At 63.7% G+C, this 13,636-nt stretch carries 12 protein-coding genes; 6 read left to right on the top strand and 6 right to left on the bottom strand.

The window, feature by feature from the left end; genetic code table 11:
• Positions 1-22 precede the first annotated feature (22 nt).
• Positions 23-1,147 carry a GNAT family N-acetyltransferase gene (locus tag J4D28_RS18590; protein ID WP_103331381.1) on the top strand — a complete coding sequence of 375 codons (1,125 nt, stop codon included), beginning with the start codon at positions 23-25 and terminating at the stop codon, positions 1,145-1,147.
• A gap of 15 nt (positions 1,148-1,162) precedes the next feature.
• Here J4D28_RS18590 and aqpZ read toward each other — a convergent pair whose 3' ends face one another.
• The 5 genes from aqpZ to J4D28_RS18615 form a co-directional block, all read right to left on the bottom strand.
• Positions 1,163-1,861 carry an aquaporin Z gene (aqpZ, locus tag J4D28_RS18595; protein WP_009047606.1) on the bottom strand — a complete coding sequence of 233 codons (699 nt, stop codon included), beginning with the start codon at positions 1,859-1,861 and terminating at the stop codon, positions 1,163-1,165.
• Positions 1,862-2,147: 286 nt separating this feature from the next.
• Positions 2,148-3,980 carry an ABC transporter ATP-binding protein gene (locus J4D28_RS18600; RefSeq protein ID WP_016704167.1) on the bottom strand — a complete coding sequence of 611 codons (1,833 nt, stop codon included), beginning with the start codon at positions 3,978-3,980 and terminating at the stop codon, positions 2,148-2,150.
• A gap of 139 nt (positions 3,981-4,119) precedes the next feature.
• Positions 4,120-4,683: a peptidylprolyl isomerase A gene (locus J4D28_RS18605; RefSeq protein WP_007920626.1), complete on the bottom strand. Its 564-nt coding sequence runs from the start codon at positions 4,681-4,683 to the stop codon at positions 4,120-4,122.
• Between the two features lie 3 nt (positions 4,684-4,686).
• On the bottom strand, positions 4,687-5,490 hold the full coding sequence (locus J4D28_RS18610; RefSeq protein WP_016704168.1) for an alpha/beta fold hydrolase: 804 nt from the start codon (positions 5,488-5,490) through the stop codon (positions 4,687-4,689).
• A 43-nt stretch (positions 5,491-5,533) separates the two neighbouring features.
• Entirely contained in the window at positions 5,534-6,457 is a 924-nt protein-coding gene (locus tag J4D28_RS18615; protein WP_007920628.1) for a LysR family transcriptional regulator, read from the bottom strand.
• A gap of 49 nt (positions 6,458-6,506) precedes the next feature.
• Here J4D28_RS18615 and J4D28_RS18620 point away from each other — a divergent pair, with 49 nt between their 5' ends.
• The 3 genes from J4D28_RS18620 (at position 6,507) to J4D28_RS18630 (ending at position 9,148) form a co-directional block, all read left to right on the top strand.
• Positions 6,507-6,821, top strand: a complete 315-nt coding sequence (locus J4D28_RS18620; protein ID WP_007920629.1) for a hypothetical protein — start codon at positions 6,507-6,509, stop codon at positions 6,819-6,821.
• Positions 6,822-6,970: 149 nt separating this feature from the next.
• Positions 6,971-7,570, top strand: coding sequence for an FMN-dependent NADH-azoreductase (locus tag J4D28_RS18625; protein ID WP_016704169.1), 600 nt, complete (start codon positions 6,971-6,973; stop codon positions 7,568-7,570).
• Between the two features lie 705 nt (positions 7,571-8,275).
• A complete protein-coding gene (locus tag J4D28_RS18630) occupies positions 8,276-9,148 on the top strand; it encodes a carboxylate/amino acid/amine transporter (RefSeq protein WP_207246438.1) in 873 nt (290 codons plus the stop codon).
• 151 nt (positions 9,149-9,299) lie between these two features.
• On the opposite strand, the gene J4D28_RS18635 is transcribed toward J4D28_RS18630, so the two are convergent.
• Positions 9,300-10,598: a mechanosensitive ion channel family protein gene (locus J4D28_RS18635; protein ID WP_009047612.1), complete on the bottom strand. Its 1,299-nt coding sequence runs from the start codon at positions 10,596-10,598 to the stop codon at positions 9,300-9,302.
• Positions 10,599-10,790: 192 nt separating this feature from the next.
• On the opposite strand from J4D28_RS18635, the gene J4D28_RS18640 reads away from it, so the two are divergent.
• Both J4D28_RS18640 and J4D28_RS18645 read left to right on the top strand, forming a co-directional pair.
• Positions 10,791-12,128, top strand: coding sequence for a DEAD/DEAH box helicase (locus tag J4D28_RS18640; protein ID WP_009047613.1), 1,338 nt, complete (start codon positions 10,791-10,793; stop codon positions 12,126-12,128).
• A 248-nt stretch (positions 12,129-12,376) separates the two neighbouring features.
• Positions 12,377-13,636 (top strand): ShlB/FhaC/HecB family hemolysin secretion/activation protein (locus J4D28_RS18645; protein ID WP_207246439.1); only part of this gene is annotated, 1,260 nt, incomplete at its 3' end.

Consider the following 13,636-nt stretch of genomic DNA (forward strand, 5'->3'; position numbering starts at 1 on the left):
GGCATCACTTGTGGGGAACCCAATGCCGTTGCAATCCTTGACCAGCCTGGCCGCCGTCGATCCGCAGCAATGGGACGGCCTGCTCAGTGACGGCCAGCCGTTTCTGCGCCACGCCTTTCTCAGCACGCTGGAAGACAGCGGCAGCCTCGGCCCGCGTTCCGGCTGGCAGGCCGAGCACCTGCTGCATGTGCAAGACGGGCGCCTGATCGCGGCGTTGCCCAGCTACCGCAAGTGGCATTCCTACGGTGAGTACGTGTTCGACCATGGTTGGGCCGACGCCTGCGCCCGGGCTGGCATCGAGTATTACCCCAAGCTGCTGAGCGCCGTGCCCTTCAGCCCGGTCAGCGGCGCGCGGCTGCTGGCGGCGAGCCTGGAAGACGGCCTCGAACTGCTGCAAAGCCTGCCCGGTTACCTGGAGATCGAAGGGCTGTCCAGCGCCCATATCAACTTCACCGATGCCTTTACCGATGCCGCCCTGGCCTGGCAGGACGGCTGGTTGCAGCGCCTGGGTTGCCAGTTCCACTGGCAGAACCGTGGCTATCGGGACTTCCAGGACTTTCTCGATAGCCTCAGCTCGCGCAAGCGCAAACAGATGCGCAAGGAGCGCGAACAGGTGGCGGGGCAGGGCATCGAGTTCGAGTGGCTCGAAGGCCGGCAGCTCAGCGAGGCGCAGTGGGATTTTGTCTACGCCTGTTACGCCAACACCTATGCGGTGCGGCGCCAGTCACCCTACCTGACCCGGGCTTTTTTCAGCCTGCTGGCCGAACGCATGCCCGAGGCCATCCGCGTGGTGCTGGCCAAGCAGAACGCCAGGCCGGTGGCCATGGCCTTCAGCCTGATCGGTGGCGACAGTTTCTACGGGCGTTACTGGGGTTGCCTGGCGGAGTTCGATCGCCTGCATTTCGAAACCTGTTTCTACCAGGGCATGGACTATGCGATCGCCCAGGGCATGCAGCGTTTCGACGCCGGGGCCCAGGGCGAGCACAAGTTGATTCGGGGGTTCGAGCCGGTGATTACCCGGTCCTGGCACTACCTGCGCCACCCGGGCTTGAAAGCGGCGGTGGAGGATTTTCTCCGGCAGGAGCGGGCGGGCGTATTGGCTTACGCCGAAGAGGCGAGGGCCGCGCTGCCGTATCGGCAGGCGTGACCCTCGGGGTGGTTTTCAGCTGTCTTCCTTGCCCAGCCAGCGGTAGATACCGCCGCCGACCACCGCGCCGAGAATCGGCGCCAGCCAGAACAGCCACAGTTGCTGGATCGCCCAGCCACCGACGATCAAGGCCGGCCCGGTGCTGCGCGCCGGGTTGACCGAGGTGTTGGTCACTGGGATCGAGATCAGGTGGATCAGTGTCAGCGCCAGGCCGATGGCAATTGGCGCGAAGCCCACCGGCGCACGTTTATCGGTGGCGCCGAGGATGATCACCACGAACATCCCGGTCATCACCAGCTCGCTGACAAAACCCGCGGCCAGTGAATAGCCTCCCGGCGAATGTTCGCCATAACCGTTGGAAGCCAGCCCGCTGGCCAGCTCGAAGCCCGGCTTACCGCTGGCGATGAAGTACAGCAGCGCCGCGGCGATCACCCCGCCGAGCACTTGCGCGATGACATAGGCGGGCAGTTCCTTGAGCGGAAAACGCCCGCCCACCACCAGGCCGACGGACACCGCGGGGTTGAGATGACAGCCGGAGATATGGCCGATGGCGAAGGCCATGGTCAGGACGGTAAGACCGAAGGCCAGCGCCACGCCGAGCAGGCCGATGCCGACCTCCGGGAACGCGGCCGCCAGTACGGCGCTGCCACAACCACCCAATACCAGCCAGAAGGTACCTAACAACTCAGTGACTGAACGTTTGAACAGAGACATGAAGTTATCCTTTTAGGTCGACTATCGATGCGATAAAGCCGTGATGCGGCCGTGCAGGCTGGCCGCAGGCCCTGGTCCAGAACCTAGGCTCAGTACAGCAGGCTTTTTTTACAAATCCAGTGCGAAAAAAAAACGCCAGGGCCCGATGTAACGGGCCCTGGCGTTTTTCTGTAGCCGCTGCCGAAGGCTGCGATCGGCCCCGAAGGGGACGTGTCCCTGAGGGCGTCGAGGGTTCTGCGAACCCTATCGCAGCCTCGCAGGCTCGGCAGCGGCTACAGGGCTACGGTCAGTCGATACCGACAAAGCCTCCGGTCTGGTGCTGCCACAGGCGCGCATACAGGCCACCGTGGGCCAGTAGCTCGGCATGGCTGCCGGTCTCGGCGATGCGGCCTTTTTCCAGGACCACCAGGCGGTCCATGCGGGCGATGGTCGAGAGCCGGTGGGCGATGGCGATCACGGTCTTGCCCTGCATCAGGGTCTCCAGGCTTTCCTGGATCGCCGCCTCGACTTCCGAGTCCAGGGCCGAGGTGGCCTCATCCATGATCAGGATCGGCGCATCCTTGAGCAGCACCCGGGCAATGGCGATGCGCTGGCGCTGGCCGCCGGAGAGTTTCACCCCGCGCTCGCCGACATGGGCATCGAAGCCGGTGCGGCCCTGGGCGTCGGAGAGCAGCGGGATGAACTCATCGGCGCGGGCCTTGCGCACCGCTTCCCAGAGCTCCTCGTCGGTAGCGTCGGGCTTGCCGTACAGCAGGTTGTCGCGGATCGAACGGTGCAGCAGCGAGGTGTCCTGGGTGATCATGCCGATCCTTTCGCGCAGGCTTTCCTGGGTCACCTCGGCGATGTTCTGGTTGTCGATCAGGATGCGCCCGCTCTCCAGGTCATAGAGCCGCAGCAACAGGTTGACCAGGGTCGACTTGCCGGCGCCGGACGGGCCGATCAGGCCGATCTTTTCCCCCGGCTTGATGATCAGGTTGAGGTCGCTGATGACCCCGGTCTTTTTCCCGTAGTGGAAATCCACATGCTCGAAACGCACTTCGCCGCTGGCCACCGCCAGGCGCGGCGCCTGTTCGCGGTCGCTGACGCTGATGGGCTGGGCGATGGTCTGCAGGCCGTCCTGGACCATGCCGATGTTCTCGAAGATGCCGTTGACCACCCACATGATCCAGCCGGACATGTTGACGATGCGGATCACCAGGCCGGTGGCCAGGGCGATGGCGCCGACCGAGATCAGCGACTGGGTCCACAGCCACAGGGCCAGGCCCGTGGTGGAGACGATCAGCAGGCCGTTCATGGCGGTGATCACCACGTCCATGCTGGTGATGACCCGCCCGGCCAGCTGGCTTTTCTCGGTCTGCTCGCCGATGGCTTCGCGCGCGTAGTTCTGCTCGAAGTGGGTGTGGGCGAACAGCTTGAGGGTGGTGATGTTGGTGTAGCCGTCGACGATCCTGCCGACCAGCTTGGAGTTGGCGTCCGAGGAAATCACCGAACGTTCCTTGACCCTGGGCACGAAGTACCAGAGCGCGCCGATGTAGCTGGCGATCCAGATCAGCAGCGGGATCATCAGGTGCCAGTCGGCCTCGGCGAATAGCACCAGGGAGCTGACCGCATAGATCAGCACGTGCCACAGCGCGTCCACCGCCTGCACCGCCGAGTCGCGCAGCGAGTTGCCGGTCTGCATGATGCGCTGGGCGATGCGCCCGGCGAAGTCGTTCTGGAAGAAGTTCAGGCTCTGCTTGAGCACATAGCTGTGGTTCTGCCAGCGAATCAGGCTGGTCATGCCCGGGCTGATGGTCTGGTGCACCAGCAGGTCGTGCAGGGCGACGAACAGCGGTCGGAAGATCAGCGCGACCACCGCCATCCAGGCCAGCTCGAGGCCGTGGGTCTTGAAGATCTCGACATTGGGCGTGCCCTGAGCCAGGTCGATGATCGTGCTCAGGTAGCTGAACAGCGACACTTCGATCAGCGCGACGAACAGGCCGACCACCAGCAGGGCGACGAAGCTCGGCCAGACTTGCTTGATGTAATAGAGGTAGAAGGGCAGTACGCGGTTGGGGGGAGCGGCAGTGGGAGCGTCGCGGAAAATATCGATCAGCTGTTCAAAACGACGATAGAGCATGGGATCTGACGCCCGCGTGGCGGGCTCTCCTTATCAGTAAGCAGGCGCAGCGCCGTGTCGGCGCTGCGCCGGGAGTCCCGGCGAAGCCTTGGGCTCTGTACGAAAAGTCGGCGGGTGTAGCCACTTTCCGTACAGGGCCTTAGTCGATGCGCTTGGCCGACTTGATCAGCACGGGGTCGATCGGCACGTTCTGCATGCCTTGTTTGGTGGTGGTCTGCGAGTTGACGATCTGGTCGACCACGTCCATGCCGCTCACCACCTTGGCGAACACCGCGTAACCGGCATCGCGGCCCGGATCGAGGAAGGCGTTGTCGGCGACGTTGATGAAGAACTGGCTGGTGGCCGAGTTCGGGTTCGAGGTGCGGGCCATGGACAGGGTGCCACGTACGTTATGCAGGCCGTTGCTGGCTTCGTTCTTGATCGGGTCGCGGGTTTCCTTCTGCACCATCTGCGGGGTGAAGCCGCCGCCCTGGACCATGAAGCCCGGGATCACCCGGTGAAAGATGGTGTTGGTGTAGAAGCCGCTGTCGACGTAGTCGAGGAAGTTCTTGCTGGAGATCGGGGCCTTGACCGGGTCCAGTTCGACTTCGATCTTGCCGAAGCTGGTGTCCAGCAGGACGTGAGGCGCCTTGGCCGGTTGGGCGGCCATCAGGTTGGCAGCGAACAGAACGGAGCCGGCGACGAGGGCGATTTTTTTCAGCATGGGTCAGTGATCCTGGGTGGTGGTGTCGACTGCGGTTAAAAACTCGAGCAGGGTTTGGTTGAAGCGTTGCGGCTGGTCCAGCGGTGTGGCGTGACGCGAATCGGCGATCACCACCAGGCGCCCGTCGGGCAGCAGTTTCACATAGCTTTCTTTCAGTGCGACCGGGGTGTAGTCACGGTCGGCGCTGATGACCAGGGTTGGACAGGCGACTTGCGAAAGTCGTTCCTGGACCCCCCAGCCAACGATGGCATCGAAGCTTGCGAGATAAGCACGTTTGTCGTTTTTTGCCCAGCGCTCGGCCATCTTTTGCCGCAGCTCGGCCTGCTCCGGCTTGGGGAACAGTTTGCCGGCCAGGGCGATGCCGATGGCTTCGAGGCTGAGCAGGCGCATCAGGCTCCAGCGCTTGAACCACTGCCAGGCGTCGTTGGCGCTGCGGATCTTCACCTCGGGCGCGCTGTTGACGATGCACAGGCTTTTCAGCAGCCGGGGCTGATCCACCGCGAGCTGGAAGGCGATCATGCCGCCCATGGACAGGCCCACCAGGTGCACCCGCGACAGGTTCAGGTGTTCCAGCAGGGCGACCAGGTCGGCGCTGAAACCGGCGATGCTGTAAGGCCCGCGGGGCTTGTCGGAACGGCCATGGCCACGCACGTCGGGGAGGATCAGGCGGTAATGGGCGGACAGCTCGGCGATCTGCTTTTCCCAGTCCCGGGTGCTGGAGCCGAGCCCGTGAACCAGCACCAGCGGTTCGCCATGGCCGTATTCCTCGTAGTGCAGGGTGCATCCTTCGTGTTCGAAATAGGCCATGGCTGAATTCCTGTTCAGGCGCGTGGAGGGTTCAAGTGTCGGTTCAGGCTTGTTCCGGGGCGGCGAACGGCGCGTCCAGCGGCGCGGTGTCGAAGGTGCGCAGCAGCTCGACGAGGATCTGCGTGGCCGGGCCCAGGGGTTTGTCCTTGTTCGAATACAGGTAGAAGGTCGGGTGCCGGCTGCCGCCCTGGTCCAACGGTAGCACCTTGAGCAGGCCCTCCCGGAGTTCGCGTTCGATCATGTGGCGCGGCAGCCAGGCAAAGCCCAGGCCGCTGCCGACGAAGGTGGCGGCGGTGGCCAGGCTGCCGACGGTCCAGCGCTGTTCGGCGCCGAGCCAGCCGACGTCCCGCGGCTGCTGGCGGCCGGAGTCGCGGATCACCACCTGCAGTTGGCTTTCCAGGTCCTGGAAATTCAGCTCGCGGTTCAGGCGGTGCAGGGCGTGTTCCGGGTGGGCCACGGCGACGAATTCCACCGAGCTCATTTCCGTGCCCAGGTAGCCGGAGATGTTGAAGCCGCTGATGGCCAGGTCGGCCACGCCTTCGAGCAGCACCTCTTCGACCCCGGACAGCACTTCCTCGCGCAGGCGCACCCGGCAGCCGCGGCTTTGCGGCATGAAGGCGGTCAGGGCGCGGACCAGGCGCGCGCTGGGGTAGGCGGCGTCCACCACTAGGCGTACTTCGGCTTCCCAGCCCTGTTCCATGTGGTGGGCCAGGTCTTCCAGTTGGCTGGCCTGTTTCACCAGTTGCCGCGAGCGGCGCAGCAATACGCCGCCGGCCTCGGTGAGTACGGCCTTGCGCCCGTCGATACGCAGCAGCGGCACGCCCAGTTGGTCCTGCATGCGCGCCACGGTGTAGCTGACAGACGATTGCGAACGGTGCAGCGCCTCGGCGGCCTGGGCGAAGCCGCCGTGATCGACCACGGCCTGCAGTGTTCGCCATTGATCGAGGGTAACGCGGGGCGCTTTCATGAGGAGCTCCTCTTGTCCTAAGCTGGCGCTCCTTATTGGAGACTGCCGAATGAGAAAATTCTGTTGTGTGTTGCTGGCCCTGCTGCCGCTCAGTGCGTTCGCCTATCCCATCGACGTGAAGAAACACCTCGAAGGCGTGAGCATCGACTACACCGCCTACGACACCGATGCTGACATCGGTTCGATCCAGGTGAACAACTACGGCACCACCGACGCCGCCTGCACGGTGGTCTTCCGCAACGGCCCCGAAGCCCCGCGCACGCGCAAGGTGGAAGTGGCGGCCGGCAAGTTCAAGAACGCCACGGCCAAGTTCAACCGCAGCATCATCAAGCTGCGCATCGACCTGACCTGTACCGCCAAGTAAGCGCAAAGCGGAGCAGGGTGCGCGACCTGCTCCGCTTATAAACGAATTTATTGATTGGTTATAGCAGTTATTTGCGCTTTTTCATCGATATGACTCTGTTTAATCTGCGCTCCATCGACCTACAGCATTCCCGATGGAGGCTACATCCCATGTCCCGCGTTCTGATCATCGAAAGCAGTGCCCGTCAGCAGGATTCCGTTTCCCGCCAGCTGACCCAGACCTTCATCAAGCAATGGCAGGCGGCCCACCCGGGCGACCAGATCACCGTGCGTGACCTGGCGGTAACCCCGGTGCCGCACCTGGACAGCAACCTGCTGGGCGGCTGGATGAAACCCGCCGAGCAGCGCAACGAGAGCGAAGAGGCCTCGCTGCAGCGTTCCAACGAACTGACCGACGAACTGCTGGCCGCCGACGTGCTGGTGATGGCCGCGCCGATGTACAACTTCGCCATCCCGAGCACCCTCAAAGCCTGGCTGGACCACGTGCTGCGTGCCGGCGTGACCTTCAAGTACACCGCAACCGGTCCCCAGGGCCTGCTCAACGGCAAGCGTGCCTACGTGCTGACCGCCCGTGGCGGCATCTACGCCGGCAGCACCGCGGATCACCAGGAACCCTACCTGCGCCAGGTGATGGGCTTCATCGGCATCCACGACGTCGAGTTCATTCACGCCGAAGGCATGAACCTGGGCGGCGACTTCCAGGAGAAGGGCCTGAACCAGGCCAACGCCAAACTGGCCCAGGTCGCTTAATCCGTTAATCGCCAGATAATCGCGCAGTGGTCTAGTAGGCCCTGCGCTCCCCTTCAAGTTTGTGTGCGCATCGAACCTCCCTTTGCACTTGTTGCTCCTGAGTGCTCCTGCCCGATTGAACGCTTTGCGAGATCGGGCTTTTTTTTGCCCGCGATTTGTCACGTCCGTTGTAGCCGCTGTCGAGCGTCAGCGAGGCTGCGATCGACGGCGCAGCCGTCGCCAAATCAGGCACCGCGGTATTTCTGATTCACCGCGGTTGCCGGGTTCGCGGCTGCTACGCAGCCGATCGCAGCCTCGCTCGGGCTCGGCAGCGGCTACAAAAGCGGGGAGGCGAGTGACCGGGCCATCGGCTGCAATCGTTGCCCCGTAGCCGCTGTCGAGCGTCAGCGAGGCTGCGCTCGACGGCGCAGCCGTCGCCAAACCAGGCACCGCGGTATTTCTGATACACCGCGGTTGCCGGGTTCGCGGCTGCTATGCAGCCGATCGCAGCCTCGCCGGAGCTCGGCAGCGGCTACAAAAGCGGGGAGGCGAGTGACTGGGCCATCGGCTGCAATCGTTGGCCCGTAGCCGCTGTCGAGCGTCAGCGAGGCTGCGATCGACGGCGCAGCCGTCGCCAAACCAGGCACCGCGGTATTTCTGATACACCGCTTTGCGTCGGGCGGGGCAAAACCGCTATCGTCGCCGCCTCTTCAAGACGAGGCGAGCATGGGCTATCTACTTTTTGTCACGCTGATCCAGGCGTTTTCCTTCAGCCTGATCGGCGAATACCTGGCCGGGCATGTCGACAGTTATTTCGCGGTGCTGGTCCGGGTGTTGCTGGCCGGGCTGGTGTTCATCCCGCTGACCCGCTGGCGCCAGGTAGAGCCGGCGTTCATGCGCAGCATGCTGCTGATCGGCGCCTTGCAGTTCGGCGTGACCTACGTCTGCCTGTACCTGAGTTTTCGCGTGCTGACGGTGCCGGAGGTGCTGCTGTTCACCATCCTCACGCCGCTGCATGTGACCCTGATCGAGGACGCGCTGAACCGGCGCTTCAACCCCTGGGGCCTGCTGGCGGCGCTGGTAGCGGTGGCCGGGGCGGCGGTGATCCGCTACGACCGCATCAGCCCGGATTTCTTCATGGGCTTTCTGCTGCTGCAACTGGCCAACTTTACCTACGCCGCCGGGCAGGTGTTGTACAAGCACCTGGTGGCGCGCCATCCGAGCGACCTGCCGCATTACCGGCGTTTCGGCTACTTCTACCTGGGGGCGCTGGCGGTGGTATTGCCGGCCTTCCTGCTGTTCGGCAAGCCGGACTTCCTGCCCGAAGCCCCGTTGCAATGGGCCGTGCTGCTGTTTCTCGGGCTGGTGTCCACCGCGCTGGGGCTGTACTGGTGGAACAAGGGCGCCTGCCTGGTCACTGGCGCGACCCTGGCGGTGATGAACAACCTGCATGTGCCGGTGGGGCTGCTGATCAATCTGTTGATCTGGAATCAGCATGAGGAACTGGGGCGCCTGTTCCTCGGCGCGCTGGTGATCCTGGCGGCGGTGTGGATCAGCCGTCGCGGCGAAAACGCCGCGACTACTGCCACTGCCCTGTAGGAGCGGCCGGTCGACGCTCGATTGCCCACGATAGTGATCTGACAGACACCGCGAGGTCAGGCCGCTGCGCGGATCGCGAGCAAGCTTCGCTCCTACAGATTGAGCAGATAGAGGGGTTGATCGCCCCGGGGACGGGGCGATCAGGCGGGAATTACAGCGCGCGTTTTTCCACTTCGGGGATATGACTGGCGCCCAGCACCGCCGGCAGCAGGCCGGCGCGCAGGTCGTTGCCGCTCGGCTGCTGATACAGGCTCAGGCCGAACTCCGGCATCACCGCCAGCAGGTAATCGAAGATATCGCCCTGGATGCGCTCGTAGTCGGTCCACGCCGTGGTGCGGGTGAAGCAGTAGATTTCCAGCGGAATGCCCTGGGCGGTGGTCTGCATCTGGCGGACCATGCAGGTCATGTTCGGCTGGATGTCCGGATGACTCTTGAGGTACGCCAGGGCATAGGCGCGGAAGGTCCCCAGGTTGGTCATGCGGCGGCGGTTGGCCGACATGGCGGCGACATTGCCCTGGGCTTCGTTCCAGCTCTTGAGCTCGGCCTGCTTGCGACTGATGTAGTCGGTGAGCAGGTGGACCTTGCCCAGGCGCACCTCTTCCTCATCGTTGATGAAGCGCACGCCGCTGGCGTCGATGTACAGGCTGCGCTTGATCCGCCGGCCGCCGGACTGCTGCATGCCGCGCCAGTTCTTGAACGACTCGGACATCAGGCGCCAGGTGGGGATCGAGACGATGGTCTTGTCGAAGTTCTGCACCTTGACCGTGTGCAGGGTGATATCCACTACATCGCCGTCGGCGCCGACCTGGGGCATTTCGATCCAGTCGCCGACCCGCAGCATGTCGTTGCTGGTCAGTTGCACGCTGGCGACGAACGACAGCAGGGTGTCCTTGTAGACCAACAGGATCACCGCCGACATGGCGCCCAGGCCGGACAACAGCAGCAGCGGCGAGCGGTCGATCAGGGTGGCGACGATGATGATCGCGCCGAACACGAACAGCACCATCTTCGCCAGTTGCACGTAACCCTTGATCGAACGGGTGCGCGCATGTTCGGTGCGGGCGTAGATGTCCAGCAGGGCGTTGAGCAGGGCGCTGATGGCCAGTACCTGGAACAGGATGGTGAAGGCCAGGGCCAGGTTGCCGAGGAACACCAGGCTGGTCTTGCTCAGCTCCGGCACCAGGTGCAGGCCGAACTGGACCACCAGCGACGGGGTCATCTGTGCCAGGCGATGGAACACCTTGTTCTGGCGCAGGTCGTTGAGCCAGTGCAGGGACGGTTGGCGGCCGAGCAGCTTGACCGCGTGCAGGATGAGGTAGCGCGCCACTCGTCCGACGAGCAGCGCCACCACCAGCAGGATGACCAGGGCCAGGCTGGAATGCAGGAGCGGGTGCTCATCGAGCGCCCCCCAGAGGTCTTGAACGTTGAGCCAGAGCTGTTTGAAATCCATGGGGTCAGAAGCTTCCTCTATGAGACGAGACGGATCGATTAGAACATTTAAGCCGTCGAAAGTTACCGTTAAGGACGAATCGCTGACAAAAACCAATTGTTTACCGTGGTTTGCGTGAAAGAAACTCGGCCTTCGCGCCCGAAACCGTTACCCTATGCAGCTGTTTTTTTGCATATCTTCGAGGTAGCACCCGTGTTTTCCCAATTCGCCCTGCACGAACGCCTGCTCAAAGCCGTGGCCGAGCTTAAATTTGTCGAGCCAACGCCTGTGCAGGCAGCGGCCATTCCGCTCGCGCTCCAAGGGCGTGACCTGCGGGTGACGGCGCAGACCGGCAGCGGCAAGACCGCCGCGTTCGTCCTGCCGATCCTCAATCGCCTGATCGGCCCGGCGAAGATCCGCGTCAGCATCAAGACCCTGATCCTGCTGCCGACCCGTGAGCTGGCGCAGCAGACCCTGAAGGAAGTCGAACGCTTCTCGCAGTTCACCTTCATCAAGGCCGGCCTGATCACCGGCGGCGAAGACTTCAAGGTCCAGGCCGCGATGCTGCGCAAGGTGCCGGACATCCTGATCGGCACCCCGGGTCGCCTGATCGAGCAACTGAACGCCGGCAACCTCGATTTGAAAGAAGTGGAAGTGCTGGTCCTCGACGAAGCCGACCGCATGCTCGACATGGGCTTTGCCGACGACGTGCAGCGCCTGGTGGACGAGTGCCCGAACCGTCAGCAGACCATGCTGTTCTCCGCCACCACCGGTGGCTCGGGCCTGCGCGAGATGGTCGCCAAGGTCCTGAACAACCCTGAGCACCTGCAGCTCAACGCGGTCAGCCAGCTGAACGACACCACCCGCCAGCAGATCATCACCGCCGACCACAACCAGCACAAAGAGCAGATCGTCAACTGGCTGCTGGCCAACGAGACCTACCAGAAGGCCATCGTCTTCACCAACACCCGCGCCATGGCCGACCGTATCTACGGCCGCCTGGTGGCCCAGGAGTACAAGGCGTTCGTCCTGCACGGTGAGAAAGACCAGAAGGACCGCAAGCTGGCCATCGACCGCCTGAAGCAGGGCGGGGTGAAAATCCTCGTCGCCACCGACGTCGCCGCCCGCGGCCTGGATGTCGACGGCCTGGACCTGGTGATCAACTTCGACATGCCGCGCAGCGGCGACGAATACGTGCATCGCATCGGCCGTACCGGGCGTGCCGGCAATGACGGCCTGGCCATCTCGCTGATCTGCCATGGCGACTGGAACCTGATGTCGAGCATCGAGCGCTACCTCAAGCAGCACTTCGAGCGCCGCACCATCAAGGAAGTCAAAGGCACCTACAGCGGGCCGAAGAAGGTCAAGGCCTCCGGCAAGGCCGCGGGTGTGAAGAAGAAAAAGACCGACGCCAAGGGCGACAAGAAAAAAACCGTGGCCAAGGCCCCGACCAAACGCAAGACCGCCAACCGGCCGAAAAGCGATGCCCTGGTCAGCCAGGACGGCATGGCGCCGCTCAAGCGCCGCAAGCCAGCACCGGCTGCCGAATAAGCCGTAGCGCCATACAAAAAGCCCGGACCCCGTCCGGGCTTTTTATTGGCCGGCGATCAGCTGTCGGCCTTCTTCTTGGCCGCGCCTTCACTGGCTCTGGCCCCTCGACGACTTGAGTTCTTCGCTGGAACCCTCGTTGCAGAGCCTCTCTCCTGCACCAGCCGGCAGGATGAATGATTGACGCCAAAATGATGGCCAATTAACATATTGATATCATTTTGATACTAATGCGTCTCGAGGGATCGAACATGTACTCACCCGCCCTCGCGGGGAGGTTGTGCCTGGCTTTGCTGTGCTTGACTCCGCTACACCTCGTTCATGCTGCTCCCACCCCCGGTGACACCGACCTGATCCGCGAACGCCAGGACCGCCTGCTCGAAGAGCAGCGCCGGCGCCTGGAAGAACTCAAGGACCTGCCCGGTAAAGAGGCTGCCCCCACGGCGCCGACCGCGCCTGCCGACACCCGCTGTTTCCCGATCCAGGACATCGAACTCAAGGGCGCCGACAGCCTGTCCGCCGCCGAGCAGGCGCGCCTGCTCAAGCCCTATATCGGTCAGTGCCTGGGCGTCAGCCAGCTCAATGAGCTGCTCAAGGTCATCACCGACTACTACCTGGAGAAGGGCCTGGTGACCAGCCGTGCCTACCTGCCGCAGCAGGACCTGTCTGGCGGCCACTTGAAGGTGCTGGTGGTCGAGGGCCGGCTCGAAGGCTTGAAGGGCGCGGCCGACAGCCAGCTGTCCGAGCGGGAGCTGGCCATGGCCTTTCCCGGTCAGGTCGGCGCGCTGGTCAACCTGCGGGAAATCGAACAACTGGTGGACCAGCTCAACCGCCTGCCGTCGAACCAGGCGCAAATGGAGCTGGCCCCCGGCAAGGAGGTCGGCGGCAGCCAAGTGCTGGTCAAGAACACCGCGCAAAAGCCCTGGCGGGCCGGGCTGTCGCGCAGCAACGACGGCCAGCGCAGCACCGGCGAGCAGCAGTGGGGCACCACCTTCGACTGGGACAGCCCGCTGGGGCTGGCCGACCAGCTGATGTTGCGCGGTGGCCACGATGCCATGAGCGACCACCAGCACACCTCCAACAACGCCATGCTCTCTTACAACCTGCCCTGGGGCTGGTGGAACTTCAGTTACACCTATAGCCAGAGCGAGTACCGCTCCCAGGCCCAGGCCAATGGTTTCAGCTTCAAGCAGACCGGCGACAGCCAGAACCACCAGCTGCGCGCCGAGCGGGTGATCCTGCGTGACGCGGTGAGCAAGACCTCGCTGAATGCCGGGCTGGCCTACCTGCGCACCAACAACTTCATCGAAGACAGCAAGCTGGCCCTGAGCAGCAATCGCCTCAGCGAAGCCCAGTTCGGCATCAACCACGGCCGGCGCATCGGCGGTGCCTTCGTCAACCTCGACCTGGGCATGCAGCACGGCATCGGTGCCTTCGACGCCCAGGACAATGGCCACCCAGGGCCGGGCGAGCCGAATGCGCGCTACCGCAAATACACCGCCACCCTCAGT

This window comes from Pseudomonas sp. GW531-T4, assembly GCF_017349615.1.
GTDB lineage: Bacteria > Pseudomonadota > Gammaproteobacteria > Pseudomonadales > Pseudomonadaceae > Aquipseudomonas > Aquipseudomonas chlororaphis_I.

Excerpts from the sequence above, each read along its gene's own strand:
- J4D28_RS18635 (WP_009047612.1), bottom strand. The coding sequence starts at position 10,598 with ATGGATTTCAAACAGCTCTGGCTCAACGTTCAAGACCTCTGGGGGGCG.
- J4D28_RS18590 (WP_103331381.1), top strand. The coding sequence starts at position 23 with ATGCCGTTGCAATCCTTGACCAGCCTGGCCGCCGTCGATCCGCAGCAA.
- J4D28_RS18625 (WP_016704169.1), top strand. The coding sequence starts at position 6,971 with ATGTCCCGCGTTCTGATCATCGAAAGCAGTGCCCGTCAGCAGGATTCC.
- J4D28_RS18620 (WP_007920629.1), top strand. The coding sequence starts at position 6,507 with ATGAGAAAATTCTGTTGTGTGTTGCTGGCCCTGCTGCCGCTCAGTGCG.
- J4D28_RS18605 (WP_007920626.1), bottom strand. The coding sequence starts at position 4,683 with ATGCTGAAAAAAATCGCCCTCGTCGCCGGCTCCGTTCTGTTCGCTGCC.
- J4D28_RS18610 (WP_016704168.1), bottom strand. The coding sequence starts at position 5,490 with ATGGCCTATTTCGAACACGAAGGATGCACCCTGCACTACGAGGAATAC.
- J4D28_RS18630 (WP_207246438.1), top strand. The coding sequence starts at position 8,276 with ATGGGCTATCTACTTTTTGTCACGCTGATCCAGGCGTTTTCCTTCAGC.
- J4D28_RS18600 (WP_016704167.1), bottom strand. The coding sequence starts at position 3,980 with ATGCTCTATCGTCGTTTTGAACAGCTGATCGATATTTTCCGCGACGCT.
- aqpZ (WP_009047606.1), bottom strand. The coding sequence starts at position 1,861 with ATGTCTCTGTTCAAACGTTCAGTCACTGAGTTGTTAGGTACCTTCTGG.
- J4D28_RS18615 (WP_007920628.1), bottom strand. The coding sequence starts at position 6,457 with ATGAAAGCGCCCCGCGTTACCCTCGATCAATGGCGAACACTGCAGGCC.